General features: G+C 43.1%; 18 protein-coding genes. 8 read left to right on the top strand and 10 right to left on the bottom strand.

The window, feature by feature from the left end:
* The first annotated feature begins 64 nt into the window (after positions 1-64).
* From ABFX33_RS07745 to ABFX33_RS07735, 3 genes are read left to right on the top strand one after another with little or no spacing between them, the layout of a single operon-like run.
* Complete coding sequence (locus ABFX33_RS07745) at positions 65-1,447, top strand: TolC family protein (RefSeq protein ID WP_346085321.1); 1,383 nt, start codon at positions 65-67, stop codon at positions 1,445-1,447.
* On the top strand, positions 1,447-2,505 hold the full coding sequence (locus ABFX33_RS07740; RefSeq protein ID WP_120259029.1) for an HlyD family secretion protein: 1,059 nt from the start codon (positions 1,447-1,449) through the stop codon (positions 2,503-2,505). Before ABFX33_RS07745 ends, ABFX33_RS07740 begins: the two co-directional genes overlap by 1 nt.
* Before the next feature lie 2 nt (positions 2,506-2,507).
* A complete protein-coding gene (locus ABFX33_RS07735; RefSeq protein WP_346085319.1) occupies positions 2,508-4,085 on the top strand; it encodes an MFS transporter in 1,578 nt (525 codons plus the stop codon).
* A gap of 5 nt (positions 4,086-4,090) precedes the next feature.
* Here the strand turns inward: ABFX33_RS07735 and ABFX33_RS07730 are convergent, their stop codons facing one another.
* From ABFX33_RS07730 to ABFX33_RS07690, 9 genes are all read right to left on the bottom strand, one after another.
* The gene (locus tag ABFX33_RS07730; protein WP_346085318.1) at positions 4,091-5,374 is read right to left on the bottom strand and encodes a TolC family protein; all 1,284 of its coding nucleotides are present in this window, start codon (positions 5,372-5,374) and stop codon (positions 4,091-4,093) included.
* Positions 5,375-5,441: 67 nt separating this feature from the next.
* Positions 5,442-8,567, bottom strand: a complete 3,126-nt coding sequence (locus tag ABFX33_RS07725; RefSeq protein WP_346085317.1) for an efflux RND transporter permease subunit — start codon at positions 8,565-8,567, stop codon at positions 5,442-5,444.
* A 25-nt stretch (positions 8,568-8,592) separates the two neighbouring features.
* A complete protein-coding gene (locus ABFX33_RS07720) occupies positions 8,593-9,738 on the bottom strand; it encodes an efflux RND transporter periplasmic adaptor subunit (RefSeq protein WP_346085316.1) in 1,146 nt (381 codons plus the stop codon).
* A 162-nt stretch (positions 9,739-9,900) separates the two neighbouring features.
* Complete coding sequence (locus ABFX33_RS07715) at positions 9,901-11,277, bottom strand: HAMP domain-containing sensor histidine kinase (RefSeq protein WP_346085315.1); 1,377 nt, start codon at positions 11,275-11,277, stop codon at positions 9,901-9,903.
* Complete coding sequence (locus tag ABFX33_RS07710) at positions 11,277-11,957, bottom strand: response regulator transcription factor (RefSeq protein WP_121125026.1); 681 nt, start codon at positions 11,955-11,957, stop codon at positions 11,277-11,279. The genes ABFX33_RS07715 and ABFX33_RS07710 overlap by 1 nt, the downstream gene beginning before the upstream one ends.
* A 144-nt stretch (positions 11,958-12,101) precedes the next feature.
* On the bottom strand, positions 12,102-13,031 hold the full coding sequence (locus tag ABFX33_RS07705) for a phosphatase PAP2 family protein (RefSeq protein ID WP_257088007.1): 930 nt from the start codon (positions 13,029-13,031) through the stop codon (positions 12,102-12,104).
* 23 nt (positions 13,032-13,054) lie between these two features.
* Positions 13,055-15,490, bottom strand: coding sequence for a TonB-dependent receptor (locus tag ABFX33_RS07700; RefSeq protein ID WP_346085313.1), 2,436 nt, complete (start codon positions 15,488-15,490; stop codon positions 13,055-13,057).
* 62 nt (positions 15,491-15,552) lie between these two features.
* Positions 15,553-16,839 carry a PorY family sensor histidine kinase gene (gene porY / locus ABFX33_RS07695; RefSeq protein WP_346085312.1) on the bottom strand — a complete coding sequence of 429 codons (1,287 nt, stop codon included), beginning with the start codon at positions 16,837-16,839 and terminating at the stop codon, positions 15,553-15,555.
* Positions 16,836-17,528 carry a response regulator transcription factor gene (locus ABFX33_RS07690; RefSeq protein ID WP_346085311.1) on the bottom strand — a complete coding sequence of 231 codons (693 nt, stop codon included), beginning with the start codon at positions 17,526-17,528 and terminating at the stop codon, positions 16,836-16,838. Before ABFX33_RS07690 ends, porY begins: the two co-directional genes overlap by 4 nt.
* Before the next feature lie 194 nt (positions 17,529-17,722).
* Between ABFX33_RS07690 and ABFX33_RS07685 the strand changes: the two genes are divergently transcribed.
* Positions 17,723-18,247, top strand: coding sequence for a DinB family protein (locus ABFX33_RS07685; protein WP_346085309.1), 525 nt, complete (start codon positions 17,723-17,725; stop codon positions 18,245-18,247).
* 63 nt (positions 18,248-18,310) lie between these two features.
* Here ABFX33_RS07685 and ABFX33_RS07680 read toward each other — a convergent pair whose 3' ends face one another.
* On the bottom strand, positions 18,311-19,003 hold the full coding sequence (locus ABFX33_RS07680; protein ID WP_257088013.1) for an HAD family hydrolase: 693 nt from the start codon (positions 19,001-19,003) through the stop codon (positions 18,311-18,313).
* Between the two features lie 267 nt (positions 19,004-19,270).
* On the opposite strand from ABFX33_RS07680, the gene ABFX33_RS07675 reads away from it, so the two are divergent.
* The 4 genes from ABFX33_RS07675 to ABFX33_RS07660 all read left to right on the top strand — a co-directional run bounded on the left by ABFX33_RS07675 (position 19,271) and on the right by ABFX33_RS07660 (position 23,593).
* Positions 19,271-19,837: a Crp/Fnr family transcriptional regulator gene (locus tag ABFX33_RS07675; protein WP_120259020.1), complete on the top strand. Its 567-nt coding sequence runs from the start codon at positions 19,271-19,273 to the stop codon at positions 19,835-19,837.
* 224 nt (positions 19,838-20,061) lie between these two features.
* Entirely contained in the window at positions 20,062-21,570 is a 1,509-nt protein-coding gene (locus tag ABFX33_RS07670; protein WP_346085307.1) for a sensor histidine kinase, read from the top strand.
* A 190-nt stretch (positions 21,571-21,760) separates the two neighbouring features.
* Entirely contained in the window at positions 21,761-22,435 is a 675-nt protein-coding gene (locus tag ABFX33_RS07665; protein ID WP_257088017.1) for a LytR/AlgR family response regulator transcription factor, read from the top strand.
* Positions 22,436-22,453: 18 nt separating this feature from the next.
* A complete protein-coding gene (locus ABFX33_RS07660; RefSeq protein WP_346085305.1) occupies positions 22,454-23,593 on the top strand; it encodes a serine hydrolase domain-containing protein in 1,140 nt (379 codons plus the stop codon).
* The last annotated feature ends 73 nt before the right edge of the window (positions 23,594-23,666 follow it).

Here is a 23,666-nt window from a genome sequence, read left to right as displayed (position 1 = left end):
AGATTTCGATCTTTTATTTGAAATTGATCAAAAAATGTCTTTTTTACATAACATATTGGCGTTTGTGAAGAAATTCATTTTCCAATTAGTGTCTAAGTTTGCAACGCAAAAAAATAACAGAAAGACATTGAACTTTTTTTCGCCGTATTGGGCAAAAGCAATGGGCACCATCGTGGTACTTGTATGCTCGGTTTTAGAAACGCAGGCCCAGGACTCGCTACGCACCTCACTCGCTGATCTGATCAGTAAGTCGTTGCAAAACAGTAAGTATATCGAACAGTCGCATTTGCAATTACAGGAAAAAGGAATAGCCCTGCGGCAGCAACGGATGGAATTGCTGCCGAAAATCGGTGTCAGGGCTTCTGCCAGTTATGCGAGCAATATGCCGGTCTACGATCAAGGTATATTTGCCAAACCATCACAACATGATGTTATTCATTACCTGTATGATACCGGACTCGATTTCTACCTGAACCTCTACAACGGCCATCGGGATCTTATGAAAATCGAATCAAAAAAGCTCGAAATGGAACTGGCCAACATTGATTGGAAAAGTTCCACGGCACAGATCAAGCTGGAGATCTGTAACTTGTTTCTGGATCTAGATTTAGCCTATCGCAACAAATTACTGATCGAGCAGGATATCAACGATCAGCGGACACAATTGAAAGAGATCGAACACCGTTATACAGCCGGTGTTGTGCTGCATAGTGATGTCTTAAGGATTTCCCTCGAATTGTCCAAGCGTGAACTGCTTTTGATACAGATCGCTAATGATATCAAGATCATCAACCAAAAATTGCAGCTGATCGCCGATATACGACAAGAAATTATCCCGATGTGTGCCACGATGGAAAGTCATCCGCTGAACTATGCGGAAATCGTTGCTGTTGCCAAACAACAAGCTTTTGTACTGCTGAAATCCGAACAGGAAGTTGCGTTGAAAAAACTAAGTATCAAACAGGCGAAGTCAAACTACCTACCCGCACTAGGCCTGACCAATACATTTACTTTTGCGAATCCACAGGTATTTCTATATCCATATAATGGGAGCTGGTACAATTTAAATATAGTAGGACTTAAATTGAACATCCCAATATCCGCATTGTACCTCAATAAAAATATTGTCCGGGGAGCTCAAGTCGCACTAAAGCGAGAGGAGGTCAAACACCATCATGAGGAGGAAGTGGTGGAAAATGAACTGTTGCAGGCTTATCTGGATTATAATCTAGCACTGGAACAACAGGCTGTCTGCCAAAAAAATCTAACGCTGGCCAAAGAAAATGCCCGTATTATAAAAAATAGGTATTTCAAGTCTTCGGCGCTGATTACGGATCTATTGGATGCAGATATGCAATGCCTCAAGACAAATTTTGATCTGGAATCCGCCCGGATCGCGATACAGAAACATTATTATTTTATTGAATTTTTGAAGGGTACTATCTAATGAAACCTAAATCAGGCCGGTCAATGACCGATGTACAATTGACCAGAATCACCAATTGGTTGGCTGGGATTGCTTTGTTGGCACTTTTATTATGGGGCGGAAGGATACTCTGGCTGCGCATCCGGTATACCTATACCAATGATGCACAAGTGACCCAGTATATTAATCCCATTATTTCCCGTGTGGGTGGTTACATTGTTTCGGTTCACTTTAAAGATCATCAATCGGTCAAGCGCGGCGATACCTTACTACTGATCGACAATCGGGAATACAAATATGAAGCTGAGCAAGCTTCGGCTTCGATAAACAAAGAAAATGCGGAAATCAGTGTGCTGGGCAGCCAAAAGGAAATATTGCAGGCCGAACATGAATCGTTGGAAAAATCCATTGCTGCTGCCGAAGCGCGGATGACGAAGCAGCAACTGGAATACGATCGCTATAAGTTTCTGTTTGATGAAAAATCTGCTACGGCGCAGCAACTGGAAGATATAAAAGCCACACTGGAGGTGTACAAAAGTGAACTTGCCGCATTACAGCATAAGTTGGAGGCATCGCGGGATCGGGTGAATGATGTTGATGTAAAAAAGGGGGTGATCAATGCGGAGAAAGCACGGTTGTCAGCTGCAGCAAACCGAAAGCATCTTGATGTAGGATATACCGTAATCCGGGCTCCCTATGATGGTCGGGTAGGGAAACGTAGCATTGAAAAAGGACAGATGGTAAATCCGGGCGAGGTGTTGGGATTTATTGTCAATGCAGAGACACCAACTTGGGTGACAGCCAACTTTAAGGAAACGCAATTGCGTTATCTCAACCTTGGTGGGCGTGTAGAGGTTGTTGCGGATGCCTACCCGGATGAAACATTCTATGGAAAGATAATTTCTATTTCGCCAGCAACAGGATCTTCTTTTTCATTGCTTCCACCGGACAATGCGACTGGTAATTTTGTGAAGATCGTACAGCGGGTTCCAGTTCGTATCGAACTGGATAGGGATAAGGGAACTGCAAAATTACTCTCAGGAATGAATGTCAATGTTTCGGTCTCAAAAAATCAATAACAGTGAAAGAGATCTTCAAAGACTGGGTACCTGAATGGCTGATTAAGCTGATTTTATTCAGCGGATTGATGCCAAGCATGGTCTTGTTTTTTCTGCCCGGTGCCAATGTCAATGTCACCGCGGGGTTCTACGGTGCACAGCCCAGTGATGTTCAATTCCTCATTATTCTTTTCTATGCGGGATTTGTCGGATTCTATGTCCTGGAACGTCGCTTTTTTCAGTATTTCCCGGTCAAACAGTACTACATCATTTTCAATCTCTTACAGCTGCTCATTTGTTACCTGATGTATCGCATTAACGAGATCAGTTGGATATATGGCTTACGCTTTTTTCAGGGCATGCTGTTCGCATCGGCTGTCAATCTCTCCATATCCATGATATTTTCCCGACTGAAAACGGAAAGGGCCAAGGAGGGAAGTTATGCCATATTTTTTGGTATGCTGCTCTGTAGCTCGCCTTTCAATACGTTTGTGACAGCGGAATTTATAGATTCATTTAACTTTGATGAACTTTACCTGTATGCTGCCTTATCTTTTGTACCAGGGCTACTACTGATCATCGTCACAATGAAACCCATCCGGCATAATCGACCGTACCCTTTATTTTCCCTGGACTGGGCCAGTTTTGTCCTTTACAGCTTGACTGTGATAAGCTTCGGTTATTTGATGGTCTATGGGCAGGAACTTTATTGGTTTTCGGACAGTTCTATGCTGATCGTATTGCTCGGTGGAATTTTATTGTTGGGGCTGTTTATCATGAGGCAGAAAGCAATCAAACGTGTTTATATTGAGCTGTCCATCTTTGGAAATAGAAAGTTCCTGTTCGGAATCTTGGTCCTGTATATGATGTATATCGAACGGTTTTCGCTGGCGATTTCCAATCAGTATTTTCTACAGGTCATCCGCCTGGATCCCATTCACCTGTCCTATATTCAATGGTTTAATATCCTCGGGATTGTATGTGGTGTTATGTTATCCTTCTACTGGTTATTAAAACGGTGCACAGTGAAATGGATCTGGATTGTTGGCTACTGTTGCCTGCTGACCTTTCATCAATATATGTTTTTTTCATTTGAAAGTGAGGGCAATGAAGATCACTTCTGGTTGCCGTTGGTATTGCATGGGCTGGGTGTCGGTCTGATCATGGTGCCAACAATCTTATTTGTGATTGCCAGTGTACGCCCTCATCTGGGAGCTTCAGCGGCGGCAGCTTGTTTGGCCGTCCGTTACCTGGGCTATACCAGTAGTATCGGTCTGCAGAATTTCTTTAAATTATTTGAACATGCCCAGCACCGGGAGGTTTTTCGAGATCAGCTGCAATCAGGCAATCTGATATTTGAAGACTATATTCAGCGGGAATCTCACAGGGTACTGCAACATGGATTGCAGTACAAGGAGCATGCCGCGGGATTGAAGCTCATCAGCGAGCGGGTTAATATACAGTCTTTCGTCCGGTATGGCATGGACTACTATGAATTGATGTCCATAATCAGTATCAGCATCTTGCTGCTGATACTGATTTCCCCTTCCTTGAAAAGCATGTATAAGAAGCTTAAAAAGAATCAGATTTCACCGGTATAACGGTGTCACAATTGATCAATATCCCAAATGGCTGCGGCACGTTGTAATTCCACCAATGCGACCGCATAATTGTAGCGCGCTTCATTGTAAGCAAGTTGGGTGTCATTGTAGGAGCGTTGTGCGTTGATCACTTCCAGCAGGGCGGTTTCGCCCCGATTGTAACTGTAGATCTTTCCTTCCAGGATTGCTTTTGCTTCGAGCAGCATTGTATTATTAAATTGCAGTACCTGTTTTTGAGTGGCTTTATATTGCATATAAGCTTGATTCACCTCAGTCTGGATGCGTAATGCTGCATCTTGATAGATCAATTCGTCTTGCTCAATTTTGAACTGAGCAGATTTCAGCTCGCCTTTATTAAAATTGGAAAATTTTAGTGGTATGGCTAGGCCGGCATTGATGGCATTAAACTGTGGTGTCGGTGCGGTTTCATTTCTGGCCTCACCATTGTAGGTAAAGCCGATGGAAATACCGAGATCTAACACACGGTTTGCCTTTGCCAGCTGGAGCAGACTATGGGAGAGCTGTTTGTTTTGTAGCGCAGCCTTAAGATCAGCACGCTCTCGTACTGCGGTTGATAGCAATGTACTTAATGAAAAGTTGCGATCAAAAGAAACATCAGATCCTTGTGGTAGCCAAAGAATGGGGCTCTTATCCCCCATAAGCAGTGATAATCCCGCTAGGGAGGAATTGGCTGTGGCTTCGGCTGCCGAAAGCGTATTGCGCATATGGGCGGCTTCCAATTTTGACTGGCGGTAGTCAATTTGTGGAATAGCGCCTAGTTGATAACGTATACTGTCTGAGCTGGCGAGCTGAGCGAGTTGTTGATAGGAACTGCGATAGGTTGCTGCCAATTGCTGGTTGCACCTTACTGATAAAAAAGCAAGGGTGGCATCGGCACGTAGATTTCGGAAATAGTCTTCGAATAGGAGACGGGTGGTTTCGGCCTCATCCTTTGCAACCTGGCGACGTGTCTGCCGTTTTGCCCCCAATTCTACCGTCCAGCTCAATCCGGCGGTATAACCTCGCCCGAGTTGTTTGCTTCTTTCGCTATTGTCAAAGAGCCCTACGGTGAATTCGGGATCGGGGAAGATACCGGCACTGATGATATTCGCCTCGGCGATTGAAAGGTTGAACTTTTCAGCGGCGTAACCGAGGTTGTTCTTTCCAACCTGGGCAATAAAGCTGCTGTAGTCCAAATTTTTATGAGTAAAAGTTGAGTCTATTGTTTGTGCAGCAGCATTTCCAATGAGCAGCATAAAGGAAAGAAGAAGTCTGATCTGTGTTTTCATCGAAATTTTATCTTGATCATTCTGTTTAAAGCAGCTGTATTGCTTTAAACAGAATGTGGTTTTGATTTTAGGAATTTGTCTCCGCTTGTATGTGATCGGTTGATGGTCCGGACCCACTGCTGTGTTTCCTTCTTCTTTCCATCAGATAATACAAGGGTGGAAGCATAAACAGTGTCAGCAGGGTAGAAAAGAGTAAACCATAGACGATCACGGTGGCCAGAGGCCGTTGAACATCTGATCCGATACCTGTCGCCAATGATGCTGGAAGTAGGCCAAGTGTAGCCACCGTCGCGGTCATCAGTACAGGGCGGAATCGACTGAAAGCGCCTTCAATGACAGCTTTTTCTAAGGCCATTCCATTTTTTCGTAGCACATTGAACTGGGAAAGCATCAATACACCATTTTGTATGGCAACACCAAAAAGAGCGATAAAACCCACTGCCGAAGATACATTTAGGGTCATACCCCGTATATTGAGCGCAAGCATTCCACCAAAGAGTGCCAGCGGTACAATACCGATAAGTAAGCCGGCCTGTCCAAAAGAACCGAAGGTGCTATACAGCAGGATAAATATAATCGCCAGTGTCAGGGGGACGATGACCGCCAGTCGGCTGTAGGCGCGATGCTGATTTTCAAATTGACCACCCCATTGCAGTCTGATTTTCTGTGGATCGTATTTCAGCTTCTGGTCGATTGCCTGCTGGGCTTTGGTCAGGAAAGTACCTAAATCTTGCCCCCGTACATTCAATCTGACGGTCAGCTGGCGGCTATTGCGTTCGCGTGAAATGGTACTTTCTCCGGTATTGAGTTTGACCGTGGCGACTTGCGACAAGGGGATACGTGTGCCATTATCGGGATACAACATCAGATTGCCGATCTTTTCCGGCGAGTTTCGCTCGTTCTCAGCATACTGACAGGTGATATCGTATACTTTAATCCCCTGATAGACCTGAGATACAGCTTTGCCGCCAACTGCAATTTGAATCAGGTCGGTGACATCCGAAATATTCAATCCATATTGTGCAATTTTGTCCCGGTCAACGATGATCTGCAACTGTGGGAGTGGTGGCTCCTGGTCAATGGCCAGGTCAACAGCGCCTTCCACTCCTTTAAGTGTGGTCATGAGGTCTTCGGCAACACGCCGGGTTTCTTTCAGATCATCCCCAAAAAGTTTGACCACGAGTTCGCTATGTGCTCCCGCGATTTTGTCCATGACACCATCGATCATCGGTTGTGAGAAAGCTACATTATAGCCCGGCATTTGGGCATATTCTGCGGCCAGTTCATTGACGAGATCTGCTTTGGTTTTTCCCCATTTCCATGTTTTGTATGGCTTCAAACCCACACTGACTTCGAAGTGTGAAGGGGTCCAGGCGTCGGTACCATCATCATTGCGTCCGGCTTGTACCATGACATAGGAGATCTCTTCGTACTTCAAGGTACGCGCACGCAGACTGTCGCTCATTTCTTTGGATTTCTCTACGGTAATACCCGGAGGGAGGGAGACCTGTAACCAGATCGAACCTTCGTCAAGTGTAGGCAAAAAATCTTTACCCACGGATGCTGTCAGTAGTCCTGTCGCTAAAAGAACAAGGCCGAGGGGAACAAACACTCGTCTGGGACGCAGCATTATTTTTTTGATCCGCTGATGGTAAAGCGCCGTTAATTTTTCCAGCCATCTATTGTGATAAACTTTTTGTGGTTTGCGGTAGATGAGGTAAGCCAGTCCGGGAATCAACAGCAAGGATACCGCTAGAGCCCCCAATAGCGCATAACCAACGGTATAGGCCATCGGTGTAAACAGTTTCTTTTCTACCCGTTCGAAAGCGAAAAGAGGAAGATAGGCTGTGATAATAATGATGGTGGCAAAGAAAATTGGTTTGGCCACTTCAGCAATTTTCGTTGTTAAGGTCTGCTCGACCAATGGAGCATCGGGTTTTTCTTCCCTTTTTTTCAGAATGGTTTCGAGCATAACAATGGCACCATCCACGATAATTCCGAAATCTATCGCCCCTAGCGATAATAGATTAGCAGGTATATCTGTAAAATGCATCAATATAAAGGCGATCAACAACGAGAGTGGAATGGTGATGGCAACCAATAGAGCACCACGCCAGCTCCCCAGAAAAAGGATCAGTATAAGAATGACGAGTACCATACCTTCGAGCAGTGTTTTGGATACGGTATGCAGGGTGTTGTCGACCAGGCTCGTGCGATCCAGGACCACGTGTATTTTGACATCTTTCGGAAGGATTTTACTGTTAAGTTCCTCGACCGCCGCATTTACACCGGCCAATACCTTGGAGGGATTCTCATGCTTTAATAGCAATACAATGCCTTCAATATTATCTGAATAGTCTACTCCACGTTTGTCACTGTAGCCCAAAGCGCCTTTACGCGCGAGGTTGCCAAGCTTTACCTGTCCAAGATCCCGGATGTAGATACGGTTTCCATTGACCGATTTGACAACGATATTGCCGAGGTCGTCCAGCGATTTGACAAGGCCGATACCTCGGATCACATAGGATTGGTCGCCACGGTTCATCATGCTTCCTCCTGCATTGGCATTGTTGGCTTCGATCTTTGCGGTTACTTCGCCTAGAGAAACTTCATATTGATCAAGTTTTTTAGGGTCCAGTTCGACCTGAAACTGCGTCGTGATGCCCCCAAAATTGGTTACATCGGCTACTCCCGCCACCTGTTTGATTTTAGGGATAATGACAAAGTTTTGGAGTTCGGTCAATTTCCGTAGATCCTGGGTATTGCTTTCGAGAATATAACGAAAGATTTCTCCTGTCGGCGAGGTAAGTGGATCTAATCCGGGTACTGCCCCGTAGGGGAGACTGAGATCTGCCAGGCGTTCCTGTATACGGGCCCTGGCCCAGTAGTCGTCAACACCGTCTTTAAACACGATGGTGACCATGGATAGTCCAAAGGTGGTTTTGCTACGCATGACTTCCATTCCGGGTAATCCGTTGATGGTCTGTTCAATGGGAATTGTTATCTGTTGCTCCATTTCCTCGGCGGCCAGGCCCGGCACCTGAGTGACGATTTGTGAGGACACGTCTGCGATATCGGGATAAGCCTCAACCGAAAGCTGTTTCCAAGCGTAATAACCGAAAAATGCAATAAGGAGAAAAGCAGCTGCAATAACCCATCTCTTGGCGATGATCTGGCTAACAAGTTGTTTCATTGTAATACGATTTTTGGATAAAGATTTAGTTGCTTGCTAGTAGATAAAATGCGCCCTCACCGATGATCTGTTCACCGTTGGACAGACCCTGTATAATCTGAATCTGCTCATTTTCGGTGACACCGGTCTGTACATATCGCCTCATAAATGTGTGCGGTGCTAGCTGTACCCAGACAAAGCTTTTATCATTAAATTGGAGTACAGCTTTCGCAGGAATAAATATACTGGCAGCAGCTAGCTGTTCAAATTGCGTATTGACATACATACCGGGTTTGAGCAGCCGATCTTTATTGTCGCATTCAACTAGCACTTCGATATTGCGATTTGCTTCGTCGACAAACTGATTGATATGGACAATCTTTCCTTGCAGTCTTTTTGTGGGCTGGTTGTCAATGCGCACTTCGACACTGCGGATCTGATCTATGGCACCGAGGTCTTTTTCTTTGATATAGGCCGAAACCCATACTTTCGACAGTTCGGCAATCCGGAGTAAAGCTGGAGCGTCTTCTTTATTGTATTGGCCAAGGACAATGGTATTGCTGAGGATTTCACCATGGATGGGTGAACGGACGAGCAGGGGCTGACCAAGCACGACCTGCGCCGGGTTGTTGTCATATATTTTTAAAGCTGCTGTCGCATTATTGAGCGTCGTGTTGCTAATGGCAAAATTGGTTTCCGCTTCTTCAAGTTCTTTTTGTGTACCGACACCGTGGCTAAGCAGATCTTTTTGACGTTTTAAAACATTTGCTGCCAGGGCATAGGTTTGTTTGGCCTCAAGGTATGTTCGTTGTGCATCGAAATAATCCGAAGAACTGATTGAAAATAAGGCTGTATTGACCGCTACTTTCTGCCCCAGGCTCACGTAGGATCTGACAACCCGCCCCGCAAAGGGCATGGGGATTTCAACATAACTATTGGGGATGATTTTGACCATAGCGGCGGTGCTGAATGTCAACTGATGCGGTTGCTGGACGACGGCGGTACACTTGATCTTGGACAGCAGTGGCGCATGTGCGTTGATCGTCAGGGTGTCACCTGCGAAATGCAGGGCCGAGGATTCGTCCGAAGATACAGCGGAGCGTTGAGTGCATGCTTGCATGATCGTGAGGGCAGCGATCCAGCCCATGAATCTAAGGGGATGGATAGGAATTTTGATAGCGCGGTTAACCATTGTTTTTAGTTTCTAAAAGCCATCTTCTACTCATTCAAGAACTGTTCAACGAATGGGCGGTTGATGACCGGCGTTTCTGTTTCTAAAAAATTATGGTGCAAAGCTATCTATGCCTCTGCTGGAAGGCAGTTAGAGAGGCTTTAGAAAAATATTAGAATTTTATTAGAGTGCTGATGGATGGGGTAGATTGATCTGGAATACACTACCGATGCCTTTCGTTGAGCGGACAAGAATTTCGCCTTGATGCAGTAGAATAATCTTTTTGGTCAGTGAGAGACCGATGCCATTCCCTTCACTGTAGGCTTTGTTGTTGCCGCGATAGAAAGGGGTAAATATGCGTTCAAGATCCTGAGGCTCGATGCCTATGCCGTCATCTTTAAATTCTAGTTGTATAGACGTTCCACTGGATTTAATCGCTATGGAACATTTTTGGTTATCGGAAAACTTACAGGCGTTTTCAATTAAATTTACAAAAGCGACCTGGAGGAGGTATCCATTGCCGACAGTCGAAATCATCTGCTCGTCTTCCAGAGCGGGATCAATGAAAATGTCGAGTTTATAATCGGGATTGGCCTGCAAAACCTGCTGGCAGGCGTCAAGCAGGATTTCATCGACACGTAGTGCTTTGAAGGAAATCTCTGAACTATCGTAACTCGCCTTGGCAAAATCCAGTAGACTATTAAACAGTTTTTTTAGTTTCTGGGCGTCGTTTAGCGTGTTGTCAATGATAACCTTGTATTCAGCGGTGCTTCGGTCTTTATTCGTGGAAATTTCGAGTTCGGTAATCATTGCTGCCAAAGGTGTGCGCAGTTCGTGGGAAATATTGGAGACAAAGTGCTTTTGGCCATCAAAGGAGTTTTCAAGACGGTTCAGCATATCGTTAAAGGTGTTTGCCAGTTCGGATAGTTCATCTTTATTACCTGTGCTCTGAAGTCTTGCATCCAAGCTATTGGCCGATATGTTTTTGACTTTTTGCGTCATGGCCTGAATCGGACGGAATACTTTTTTTGAGAAAAATATTCCGGCGGCATAGCTTAAAAAGACCGCAAAAATAAAAACAATAATGATGGTCGATAACAGATTTTGAAGTTTATTGTAACCATACTGATCATAAGCGGCAGCAGTGATGATGAAATTCGCATTGTTGTATGCATAGGTAATGCCGATCACCTGCCATTTGTCCTGATAAAAGCCAATTTCCTTTTTTTTGACAACATCCCGCAACATAGCCGGCGTCTCCTTGACAAAATCAATGTCTACGGCATCATGGTACAATAGCTTAAAACGGGTGTCATAGATGGCTACTTCAACCTCGTTGAGAATTTTTCGGTTGTTGTGGTAGATATCTTGCAGTGTTTTTCTGTCTACCTGTGCATTTAAAAACAGATTTGCTTTGGTGTAGGCTTCTTTTTTGAGGAGGGCATAAAATTCATTCTCCCGATTCTCTACGGCCGAATAATAAACCGTGCAGGCAAATACCATCAGGATGGTCGCTGTGACGACTGTAAAAAGTATGGTGATTCGCGTTCTGATCTGCATTAGTCCTGTTTTAAAATAAAGCCCATCCCAGATTTGGTGTGGATATATTTTTTATCAAAATCCTTGTCTACTTTTTTTCGGAGGTAATTGATATAGACATCAATAAAATTCGTGCCGGTATCGAAATGGGTTTCCCAGACTTTTTCGGCAATCTCCATTCTTGACAATACACGTTCGGGGTGCAGCAGCAGGTAGTGGAGTAGTTTGAATTCTTTGGGTGTCAGACTGATATCGATATTGTTGCGTCTGACATTTTTGGTATGCAGATTCATTTCCAGATCCGCATAGCGCAGGATGGTTCCTGTAGTGCTGTCCTGTTTCTGATAGCGTTTGAGCAGCACCCGTATCCGCGCCAATAGCTCCCGCATTTCGAAAGGTTTGACCAGATAATCGTCCGCCCCAGCATCAAAACCTTCTATTTTGTCATCTGTGGTACCGAGTGCGGTAAGCATGATGATGGGCAGGTCGGGTTTGATATGGCGGATTTCCTTACAGAGATCAAGCCCGTCCATCTTGGGTAATACGATATCGGTAATAATCAGGTCGAAATCGTGCTGCAGGGCCATTTTCTTTCCTGAAATACCATCATAGGCAATGTCGGTCTGAAATTCGTTTTCATCCAGCCCGCGTTTTATTAGTCCCGCGACACGGACATCATCTTCGACTAAAAGAATCTTCATACAACAGCGAAAGATTATTCGTTAATACTTCAACCTCAATATTGACTTCGACCAAAGCGTATGGACGGTACAGGACAAAGTTATCAAATTTACCTTGGTTTCGTTATTTGAAGACTATTCTTTTGTTGCCTCGGGTGGAATTCTTTAAAACTGCCGTGCATAGCTTAACCCAAATTGCCGGTTCTGATAGAAGGGCATGACCATGGATGAGGTATTCGGTTTATCTTTGAACAGCAGCTGATTGATTTTGGGATGGAGCCAATAGGCGAGTTCGGTCGATAATATGCCGAAGCCAGCTCCAGCAACGACGTCGCCTACCCAGTGACGGTTGTTGATCGTACGGTAAATACCTGTGAATATAGCAAAGGGATACCCCGAAATACTTAGCCAAAAGTTACTGTCCCGGTATTCGTGATACATAAATTGGGCGGAAGAAAATGCCGTCGCCGTATGTCCCGAGGGAAAAGATAGGGCATCGGAACTGTCTGGACGAACTTCTTTTACCAGGTGTTTCAGCGGAATCACCATCGCTCCGGAAATCAATTGTGAGGTGAGGTAAATCACTGTTCTGTCTCTAAAATTGTGTTTACCTTTCACACCAAATGCATTGAGCCCGTAAACCATAAGTGCCGGAACATATTGACTATAATTATCCAATTTCATGTGGCTTAATCGATGTTCGGCAATTTCGTCTTTGGTGGACGAATTTAGCTTTTTAAGGGCATCGCTGCTTAAACTGGCTACACCAAACCCGATGAACACCGTTGGTACAATAAAATTGGTATACCGGAGTTTATAGGGCGAATTCGTAGACATCTTTGATGCATTTTTGAACATATGGGTGATCGTATCGCCCTGTATCGGCCATAAATTCGCGTTTGAATCATTTTTCCAGCGCTGGGACGGCTGATTAAGATCGGTGACCGTATTTAAGCGAAGGGGATCTTTGACTAATGCCAAGGTACTTCCCTGTTCTTCGGTAATTACCGTTTTGGGCTGTTGTAATATCTGCGTGATAGCACTGCTAAATGGGAAGAGTGCTGTCACAAGCAACAATAAGACAGGTTTGATCATATGTAAAGTGTTTTTAATCAATCTTAAAATTTGTAATTGTAACCGATGCGGATCACCTGAGTTTCATAATAGTCGGCACTGGTATAGCGGAAGCCCATTCCCTGGATTTCACGTTTGTTGACCATCGTATTGAGAAGGTCTGTGGCATTCAGGAATATTTCTCCTTTGTTGTGCTGTATACTTTTTTTGACTCCGGCATCGATGGAAAACCGTGCAAACAATTTGCCTTGTGGGATCAGGTCCGGAGCAAGGTAGATCGCTGTAAATTGAGCATCCCAACCTGATTTGAGGTGAAAGGTATTGTTCCATTTTAAGTTACCGGAAATCAGGGTCTGTCTCTCTGCTGAAAATAGACTGGGTTGGGGATATCGATTTTCAACTGAAAAGGCATTGATCTGATTACGGTAGAGATTACCATTGATATTAAAAGAATAGCTATCACTGACCTTTTGGTTCCAGATTGCTTCCATACCCGTATTGTAGCTACGACCGGCATTTTGGAATACGGCATAAATCCAATTGCTACCAGGACTCGTTGTGGAGATTCTACTGATTGTTCCGTCGGCAAAGCGGTGGAAAAGTGCTGTGTAGAGGTAGCCTTTCGTCCAGTTGCGTTTGTATCCGAGTTCGATGGAATTGGTAAACTGGGGCCGTAAGTCTGGATTTCCGACCTTGATAATTTCGGCATCATCATACTTTGGGAATATACGGATATCGACCTCATTGGGTCTGTCTACCCGACGGTTATAGAAGATGGACAGTTTATTGTTGTCATCCAGTTTATATGCTAAGCGTACATTTGGAAAGGGCTGTGTGTAATTGTATCCGTCACTTTTGTAGGTGGGATGGTTGGGATTGACATCATATTGGATACGTACATATTCCAGTCGTATACCTAATTCAGCTTCCCATTTCTCATTTTCATAGATGTAGTTTCCGTACCAGGCAGGAATCAACTCTTTATAAGTGGCCCAACCACCTGCATTGCTATCCAATACGGAATTTGTGCCGGGAATAAACTGCATATTGGTGGGTATTTTTCTGTCACGTAGCTTGATTCCGGTCTCTATCCGTCCATATTTAAGAGGTTTGATGTAATCGAGGTTGAAATCATATACTTGTTCATCAGACAGTAGTTTGAACGCATCTTTCCCTGTACTATTCGGGAGATAATTATCGTAGAAATACTTTTCGTCTTCGCGATGGAATGTATAGTTGAAACCTGCATTGAGCAGATGTCCCGCTTCTTTAAATTTATGCTGAAAAGAGGCTGTCGCCATTGCTGTCGTCTTTAGCTCGTCTTCCAAAAACTGCCAAAGGCGGTTGCGCTGGGATAAATCGCCATTAAAGAATGGTTGATCACCACGATCTATAATTTTTTCACTCCCATACATGCCTGAGATGGTTAAGCTGTTTTGAGCATCCATATTCCAGTCTACTCCAGCTTTTGTGGTCAGAAAATTGGTGTTTCTGTTGCGTTTCAACTGCGATTTGATCAGGGTGCCATCATCGTAGGTACGTGTTACGTATTCATTTTTGTTTAATGTATGTGTATAGAGGTTGTCTGCCTGGACAAAGATGTTGACTTTATCTTTTCGATAATTCAGGGAAAGAGTGGGGTTGATTTTGGGGGTCAGGGTATATTGGGGCCGGATAGTCGGCAGGTTTTCCTTTCTCTCCCAGAGGGATCCCAGTCCGGTGGTAAAACCGACCTTGCCATTGAATCCCAGCTGTTTGTTTTTCTTCAAAATGATATTGATAATTCCGGCATTCCCATTGGCGTCGTATTTTGCTGAGGGATTATTGATAATTTCAATTTTTTCGATCGCTGAGGAGGGTAAATTGTCGAGTCCGGTCTGACTGCCAAAGCCAGTCATGGCTGTCTGCCTACCGTCAATCAAAATCGCTACTTTTTCATTTCCCCGTAACAGCACTTTGCCGTCCTGAACAGTGACTCCCGGTAGCGCTTGCATCTGTTGCAATGCTGAGCCACCGCTTTGACTGATGTTGTCAGCGACAGTATAGGTTTTTTTGTCCAATTGCTGGCTAATTCCACTCCGCGTTGCATTTACCTCGACGGTTTGCAATTGGGTAGCGCTCTCTGATAAAACGATTGTGGGCAGTTCGAGGAAAGGAGACAGTGTCCCAACAAAAATGGACTGTTTGACGGTTTTGAATCCTGTATAGGAAACTTCCAGTGTATAATGGCCACTGGCGACACTGCTAAGTTTGTATCGTCCAGCATCATCACTCACTGTTCCGGTCACGAAGCTGCTGTCTGTAGTATGTTTGAGGACAAGATTGACATAAGGCAGAGGACTGTTGGTCGTTTGACTTTTGACGATGCCCGAAATTGTGGCTGTGCTTACCTGTGCTGTCGTCGGCATGGACCCCGCCAAACACAGTAACATGAAGAGAAATAAACAAAGATGCGGTCTTGTGCGCGTAGTGGATTTCATAGCTTTCTTCTTAAATAGTACGAAGTAAAGCTGCGAAGCAATTTAGAATATATTTGGAATTTTTAGAATTGGACCGAAAAAATGTGTTTTTTGTTTTCAAAACGATATTGGACTGTCCATCCCTGATATCGCGCGATTTCCAGCACAATTGCTAGTCCCAGTCCGCTGCCCAGATTATTTTTTGAAAGCTTGGAAAAGCGTTTGAATAGGGTGTTGGGGTCGAGGGCGACTTCTCCCGGATTGTCGATTTCTAAATAGGTTTCGGTCAGTTGGATGGCGATCATATTGTTTGATGCACTATAACGAATGGCATTCAACAATAAATTATTGATCAGAATTTCGGTCAGACTGCTGTTGCCTGTAAACAGCACATCTGGTTGGATATTTTCTTCAACGGTAAGCTGTTTTTGTTCAAAATGCTCCTGCATGGTCGAAATGGACTGTAATAACAAGCTGTCCAGCCGCAATGTCTCTGAATGGTCAAATTGACTGTTGTCAATTTTTGCCAGCAATAGGAGGTTTCGATTAATACGTGTACTCCGGCTGAGTGCCCTGTGCATATCTTCAATTTGTAAGTATTGTTCTGTACTTAGGTTGGGTGATTGGAGTAGGATATCAAGTTTATTTTTGAGGATAGCCAGGGGGGTCTGCAGTTCATGGGAGGCGTTTTCCGTAAATTCTTTTTGTGAACGGTAGACGGCTACATTTTTTTTGAGCAGTTTTTCCAAAGATTGATTCAGCTCATGAAATTCAATGGTATCGGTCTGTTGAAAGGTAATTTGATGTTGACTGTTGAGATTAAATGATTTTAATTTTTCGACAGTATCCCGGAAAGGTGCCCAGACTTTTGTTGATATCCTTCTTGAAAGGATCAGTATCCCCAAAACAAGCATAATAAAGAAAAAGAGTGTAGTGGCAGCGATAGCGGCAATCGTCTCTATGGACTCTTCAATATTGGTTTCGACAGTAAAGCGATAGGGGCTGCCATTGATTTGAACCACTGTCGAGAGGCATCGAAAACGATCTATATTTTCATGCGCAACATACGATTTTTGTTTTTCTATGGTGTAAATACTGTCTTTGCCTGAATCGTTTGTCCCTAGTTTGCGGATATCTGTACTTGGCTGTATGCTATTCCATATCGCTATGCTGTGTTGTAATTTGTCGTCAGAAAGCTGTAGGCCGTTGAGCTCGAAGGCCGTCTTTTCAACAATAATTTTATTGTGTTCGTCAAGCTCGCTTTTCCAGATACCATCAATAACAACATAATAAACTGGGACGCTAACGCCAAGTACAATCAACACATAGAGTAGGAAGGGATTGGTTATTTTCTTGAGTAGTGGCTTCATGTGCTGATATCGCTTTGATGTTCCCATTTATATCCTGTACCATATACCGTTTTTATATACGGATAGGCTCCGGCATCCTGCAACTTTTTTTTGAGGTTTTTGACATGGGCATAAACAAAATCGTGATTATCTAGCATATCGGCAATATCTCCTGACAGGTGTTCGGCCAATGTACTTTTAGAGATAACCCGGTTTTTGTTTCCAATAAAAAACATCAGCAGATCAAATTCTTTCTTGGTCAGGATCACAGGATTATTGTTTGCAAGTACTGTTTTCGCTAACAGATCAATCTGAATTTCGTTGACGCTGACAACGTTTGAATTGTTAAATTGTTTCCGGCGCATTAAGGAGTAAATTCGTGCAGCAAGCTCCGAAAGGTGAAATGGCTTGGTAAGATAATCGTCTGCGCCAAGTTGAAGTCCGGCAATCTTATCATCTACGGCATTTTTTGCCGAGATAATAATGACACCATCCTGCTTGTTATCTTTCTTCAGTTCTTCTAATAAACGCAAACCATTACCATCGGGCAGACCGATATCGAGTAGGATGCAATCGTACTGAAACAACTGGATTTTATCCAAAGCATCATGCAGGGAGTTGGCAAACTCACATAAATACTGTTGCTCACAGAGGTATGTTGCTATACCTTTGGCCAGTTCTTCCTCGTCTTCGATGATCAGTATCTTCATGATGCTAAGATAAGCGTTGAAATTTGAAGAAATTTAGAATTTGTCCTTCAAACCTACACAAATTCGCCCTGATATGCAATGACAGCAGAAAGCCATAACTTTTTATATTCTTGCCATACGACAAGAGTAGCATGCGCTAAATCAGCTAACTTTGATGAATAACCAGGTGCCTGGCACCTATAGATCAATGAGCAATGGATAAACCAAAATCAGCAAAATTAGAAGTCATTATTCCTGCGTATCGGATGCACAGTCAAAGTTTTATCAATGTTTTGGATGGTATCACGGAGGAGCACGCACGTCAACGTATCAACGGGCAGACCAACCACATGGTGTGGATGGCCGGTAATTTTGTCAATGTACGTTATGGGATTGCATACATTTTGGGCCTTCAGGAGGAAGATCCCTACCACGACTTATTTTTTATGGGTAAAACATTGGATGAACAATTTAACTACCCAAGTTTAAAAGAATTGAAAGATAGTTTCTATGCCATTTCCCCAAAAGTCTATCAGCGTCTGTTGGAAGTAGACGATGCGCAATTGGCGGAGATTTTCAAAATTGATATGAACGTTCCTTTTGTCGAGGAGAACAAACTCAATTTTATAGGGATGTGCATTGGACGGCAGGATTATCTCTGCGGTCAGATGGCATTGATGCGACGTATACTCGGTTATCCGGGTATGAAATATGAAATGGACGAGCAGATGACCTATTAAGCGTCAAACAGCATAAGCTAGTGTTTTGTAGACAATGTGCTAGCTTACGCTGTTCAAATGCCTTTAGCCCAGATGTGTCAGGATCTCATCGACTCGTTGAATGGCAATAAAGCGTTCGTGTTCTAAATTAACCTCATGCTGTTCATGTGTCCAGGTCACATGATAGGGAATATGAACACCAAACCCGCCGAGCTCGAGTACCGGAAGGATATCGGATTTGAGTGAATTGCCCAGCATCATAAAGCGATCAGGTGCGCAATCCAGATGCTTGAGTAACTTACGATAGTCTTTTTCTCTTTTATCGCTCATGATTTCGATATGGTGAAAATAGTCTTCCAGTCCCGAATTTTTTAACTTCCGTTCCTGATCCAAGAGATCACCCTTGGTTGCAACGACCAGTCTGTAATTGCCCTTTAGCTGGGTCAGCGTTTCAGTCACACCGGGAAGCAATTCAATGGGCTTCTGCAAGAGTTCATGTCCGATCGCTATAATTTGATTAATGATCTCAACGGGCAGCCTGTTTTCCGAGATTCGATTGGCGGTCTCAATCATACACAACATAAAGCCTTTGATCCCATAGCCGTATAAGTGCAGATTCTTCATCTCGGTAGCGAAGAGCTCCTGCGAGACGGTATGTTGTGGAAGGTAGTTTTCTAAAAGCAGGCAAAATTGTCTTTCTGCTTCCTGAAAATAGGATTCATTGGCCCAGAGGGTATCGTCGGCATCAAAAGCGATGGTTGTTATCTTATTTTTCATTTGTATCATTAGTTGTTCATCATTTATTTTCAATGGTCTTCATGAGCTCGTTTACTCATTAAGTTGGTATTTTAAGGTATTCGTGAGCTCGCTGCGCTCGGTTCACGCTGCCTTCGGCGGCATAGTATTCAAGAGTTCATCTAACCCACTCACATCGAAGAGTCGTCTTGAATAAATCATGCTGTTTTTAAATCTACTTTTGTAATTTTATGAAGCTAATTTCTCAAAAGGAAATCATTATTAAAAGGACATTTGTCCCGGATCATTATGTTAAGAACAAATCAATCATTTTTGGATCGTACGATAACACTTTACGCTCAGCAGCAGCGTCAGGAAGATATTGTGGTCAGAAAGTATACCAAGGGGCAAAACTTATATGATCAGGGAACAGCATCCACCAAGGTTATGGTTATCAGTGAAGGGATAGCCAAGTGTTATTTTACCGAGGCCAATGACAAGGAGTATATCGTTGAATTTCTTTCGGTCGGGGAAATCGTTGGGGAGATCGAAAGCATTCGTCATATTCCCAGTCTGTGTAGTATACAGGCCATGACCGATGTGACGGTCTATGCATTTTCCAAAACGTATTTTAGGGAGCTATTGGAAAGAGATATCACATGGAGCAATATGTTGCTGGATGTGATGGCACAACGTATTGTGCATACCTCGAGCCGGGCATCTTACCAGCAGTTATACAGTCTGGAACATAGTTTACATCGTTTATTGGAAATCCAATCCCAGCAGGATATTGCGATCAAGAAAGAGGATATGGCTGCCTATCTCGGTATTTCGGTCAGAAGCCTCAATCGGGAACTTAAGAAATTCCTAGAATAATTACCCATCCCATTTTTTAGGGCATTCGTCACATTTTTTCTATTTAACTTTTCATTTCTATTAGTATTGTATCATCAAAACCAATCGTAGATGAAATATCCATGTTGAAAAGGCAAAAACAATGCGAAGAAAAACTGGATATTCCATTTGACCATTTAACAACAAAATGTGAAGCATTCATGAATACCATTAAATGCAAACACAAATGAATAATTGATTACATTATGAAACTAAAAGATTTTCGAAAAGTAGAATTCTGGTTAGCAACGCTGCTTTTTATTATATTCAGCTATAACCTTGTATCAGACACCAATCAAAGGAATGATGGTGGTATCCATGAACAATTCAATACCGTAGGCATAAGCTATTCCTATTTCTTTAACTTTTTTGTGCCCAAGTTCCTTTATATTTTAGCGGTCTATCTAAGTTTTTTGGCGCTGAATTTTATACTGATCCCCGCACTTATTGATAGGAAACGCGAAGCATTAAATTACTCCCTGATCGTTCTGCTGATAGCTGTCGTTAGCCTAGTTCTAGGTATTGCTAAGACATACAGTCATACCTATGAGTTGTTGGCCTATAAGACAATTCAACAGGGATATAATCGTCTATTTTTTGATGCATTTAATAAGACGGCATTAATGGTTATCCTTATTTCGGTTTATACCTGTGGCAAGTATTTTATTGCTTATCTGCTCAAAAATATGGACGGAAATACAGCTGTCCAAAGACAGATGAAGATGGATCTGGCTTTCGGGATAGGATTTTGGTTTGTAGGATTATTTTTATGGATTACATCCAGATCAAATTTTCAGTTTGCAATCCTCTGGACCATGGTGGTGCTCTCTGCGGTCGGTATTGTGATTTATTCGCTTTATTACCTATTGCCTGAACTGTACAGGCAACAAAAGAAATTTAGTAGCTATTTTTGGCACATCTTTGTCATTAGTTTGGTCCTCATGTTACCCTTATGTATTTTGGCGTTGTTCTTCTTTAACCGGACTTCCGAAGTAATTTTTATCGTAGCGTTGTTTCATCTACCTACACAGTTATTGGTCAGTATTCCACTTTCATGGTTTTTGTATAGAAAACGTGTTTTACAAAATTCTGAGTTGACCTCACTACGTACCGAACTGGGTAAATCGGATGCTAATCTCAACTTCTTAAAGTCACAGATCAATCCACATTTCTTGTTTAATGCATTAAATACATTGTATGGTACCGCTTTGCAGGAAAAAGCCGAAAGAACAGGGGAGGGCATCCAGCGGCTGGGGGACATGATGCGGTTTATGCTTCATGAGAATACACAGGATAAGATTTCGCTGATCCGAGAGGTCGAATACCTGAATAATTATATCGCCTTGCAAACTCTTCGGACCTCACAATCTGCCGATATTAAGATCGAAACGTTGATTGAAGAGCAGTTTGAAAATTACCAAATTACCCCGATGTTGCTTATTCCTTTTGTTGAGAATGCGTTCAAACATGGTATTAGTTTACAGAAACCCTCGTATATCAAAATTTCCTTACAGGTCAGGGGCAATGTGCTATTCTTTGATGTCAGTAACAGTATCAATCTCAAAAATGACAATGATCCTGAAAAGTTAAAAAGTGGTGTGGGGTTTGACAATGTACGGAAACGCCTATTGCTGTTGTATAAGGACAGGCATGAGCTGATCATTCGTGAAAATGCACAGGAATTTTTTGTCCACTTGACCTTACATATTGACTAGGTAAAAATAGGGAACAGATAGATCCCTTTTGGAAGGAGCTGCTACGAAATGCCAAGGACGAAGCGGAATATTACCCACAATATTTTATATTTGATAAAACAGGAAAATTGGTCGTTGAAAAAGCGCTTCGATCGAGTCATGGACAGCAGCTTTACGAGCAGCTTGACAAGATTTTAAACCAATAATTTGTATGATAGCCATAGCGATAGATGATGAGCCGTTGGCCTTGGAGGTCATTAGCCATCACACGTCAAAGGTTCCCTTTATTGAATTGAGAGAAACATTCACAGATGCATTTATGGCAATCAGTTATTTACAGCGGCAACATGTTGATCTGATTTTTCTGGATATTAAGATGCCTGATATTTCAGGTATCGAGTTTCTGAAAAGCCTGAGTACGGTTCCCATGATTATTTTTACAACCGCTTATTCCGAACATGCTTTGCAGAGCTTTGAACTTGACGCAATTGATTATCTGTTAAAGCCTTTTTCCATGGCTCGATTTCTAAAGGCCTGCAACAAAGCACATGAATTGTACCATCTGAGATCTGCAAAGGCTGAGACCAACAAGGGCTATTTTTTTGTAAAAGATGGCTATGAACATGTAAAGATCGAATTTGAAGATATACACTATATCGAAGCTTCCGGTAACTATACGCAAATACATCTGTCGGATAAACTGATTAGCTCAAGGATCACCATCAGTGAGCTCAGCGAATTGCTGCCAAAGTCTGATTTTGTGCGTTGCCACAGGGCGTTTATTGTTGCAAAAGGCAAAATGACAAAGTTTGATCGAGCCCAGATCTGGATAGCTGATAGAATAATACCTATTGGTACCACCTATACAGATCTTAAATTGTATTAATACACAAAAATAAAAGCAATGCAGCACTATAGTATCATGTACCTAAAACTCGTTTTATTTTTTATGTGTGTAACCAGCTATGCGACGGGACAAAATATGGAGAAATCTTTATTAGATAAAACGCTTTCCAGCTATTATCCTAAGGGAGATGAACCTGGGATAGCTGTTGCGATTAGTCAGCATGGACAGATCCGTTACCACTATGCAGTCGGAATAGCGGATCTGAAAACGAAACAAAAGATCACAGAAAAGACCCATTTTCGGATGGCCTCCGTCAGTAAGCAGGTGACAGCGCAAGCTATTTGCAGTTTATTTGCTCAGGGCAAGCTAAAACCAACGGATCAATTGGGACTCTTTTTTGACGATTTGCCCTTGGCTTTGCAGGGTATTACCGTCGCTCAATTACTCCAACACCGTTCGGGAATAATGGATTATGAGGCATTGATACCAAGTGATCGAACAGCACAGGTTTCGGATAAGGATGTGCTGGATTATATCCGGCAGACTGATGCTGTTTATTTTCCATCGGGGAGTCAATTCAGGTACAGTAATACGGGCTATTGCCTGTTGGCTTTGATTGTGGAAAAGGTGGCAAAGGAGCCTTTTGCAGCATTCGTAAAAAAGCATTTGTTTCTGCCGAATGGTATCCGCGATGGAATCGTCTATACTGTTGATTCAAATATCCCCAATCGGGCTTTCGGTTATCATCCTAAGGGGGATACCTTTGTGTTTGCTGATCAGAGTGTGACCAGTGCGACTCAAGGTGATGGCGGAGTTTATCTATCGGCTTTGGAGTACCATCAATGGGCCAATTATTTGCTTCATAAGCGTTTTCCCGAAGCTGTTATACAGGATTTTCTGGAAACAGAGCGCCTTCCGGTAAAAGATGGTGTTTCCTACAATTTAGGCTGGTTTATCTATCCTTTGGAGGGAAATAGGCTGTTCTTCCATTCGGGAGAATCAACGGGCTTCCATAATATTGTTTATTTAGATCAACAGAAAGACCTTGTTATCACTTTATTTAGCAATCGTGATGATCTATTGATTGCGGATGCATTTGACGCGCTGCTTGCTGTCCTTAAACTGCCTAAGCCCATGGGACCAAGTGCCCAAAACAAATCTGTTTTTGGCTGGCTAAATGCAGTCTATGCGAATTAGCGTGTCTGCGGATTGAGAATAAAATCGCCTATGTCTTTTCTAAAGACATAGGCGATTTGGCGTGTGGATTAGA

Origin of the sequence: Sphingobacterium ginsenosidimutans (assembly GCF_039536865.1) — a bacterium.
Taxonomy (GTDB): domain Bacteria; phylum Bacteroidota; class Bacteroidia; order Sphingobacteriales; family Sphingobacteriaceae; genus Sphingobacterium; species Sphingobacterium detergens.
This window is presented reverse-complemented; position numbering and strand designations above follow the sequence as displayed.

What these genes read in the sequence shown, in the direction of transcription:
- ABFX33_RS07730 (WP_346085318.1), bottom strand. Translation starts at nt 5,374, where the DNA reads ATGAAAACACAGATCAGACTTCTTCTTTCCTTTATGCTGCTCATTGGA.
- ABFX33_RS07740 (WP_120259029.1), top strand. Translation starts at nt 1,447, where the DNA reads ATGAAACCTAAATCAGGCCGGTCAATGACCGATGTACAATTGACCAGA.
- ABFX33_RS07705 (WP_257088007.1), bottom strand. Translation starts at nt 13,031, where the DNA reads ATGATCAAACCTGTCTTATTGTTGCTTGTGACAGCACTCTTCCCATTT.
- ABFX33_RS07670 (WP_346085307.1), top strand. Translation starts at nt 20,062, where the DNA reads ATGAAACTAAAAGATTTTCGAAAAGTAGAATTCTGGTTAGCAACGCTG.
- ABFX33_RS07710 (WP_121125026.1), bottom strand. Translation starts at nt 11,957, where the DNA reads ATGAAGATTCTTTTAGTCGAAGATGATGTCCGTGTCGCGGGACTAATA.
- ABFX33_RS07675 (WP_120259020.1), top strand. Translation starts at nt 19,271, where the DNA reads ATGTTAAGAACAAATCAATCATTTTTGGATCGTACGATAACACTTTAC.
- porY (WP_346085312.1), bottom strand. Translation starts at nt 16,839, where the DNA reads ATGAAGCCACTACTCAAGAAAATAACCAATCCCTTCCTACTCTATGTG.
- ABFX33_RS07685 (WP_346085309.1), top strand. Translation starts at nt 17,723, where the DNA reads ATGGATAAACCAAAATCAGCAAAATTAGAAGTCATTATTCCTGCGTAT.
- ABFX33_RS07690 (WP_346085311.1), bottom strand. Translation starts at nt 17,528, where the DNA reads ATGAAGATACTGATCATCGAAGACGAGGAAGAACTGGCCAAAGGTATA.
- ABFX33_RS07715 (WP_346085315.1), bottom strand. Translation starts at nt 11,277, where the DNA reads ATGCAGATCAGAACGCGAATCACCATACTTTTTACAGTCGTCACAGCG.
- ABFX33_RS07665 (WP_257088017.1), top strand. Translation starts at nt 21,761, where the DNA reads ATGATAGCCATAGCGATAGATGATGAGCCGTTGGCCTTGGAGGTCATT.
- ABFX33_RS07660 (WP_346085305.1), top strand. Translation starts at nt 22,454, where the DNA reads ATGCAGCACTATAGTATCATGTACCTAAAACTCGTTTTATTTTTTATG.
- ABFX33_RS07725 (WP_346085317.1), bottom strand. Translation starts at nt 8,567, where the DNA reads ATGAAACAACTTGTTAGCCAGATCATCGCCAAGAGATGGGTTATTGCA.
- ABFX33_RS07720 (WP_346085316.1), bottom strand. Translation starts at nt 9,738, where the DNA reads ATGGTTAACCGCGCTATCAAAATTCCTATCCATCCCCTTAGATTCATG.
- ABFX33_RS07700 (WP_346085313.1), bottom strand. Translation starts at nt 15,490, where the DNA reads ATGAAATCCACTACGCGCACAAGACCGCATCTTTGTTTATTTCTCTTC.
- ABFX33_RS07680 (WP_257088013.1), bottom strand. Translation starts at nt 19,003, where the DNA reads ATGAAAAATAAGATAACAACCATCGCTTTTGATGCCGACGATACCCTC.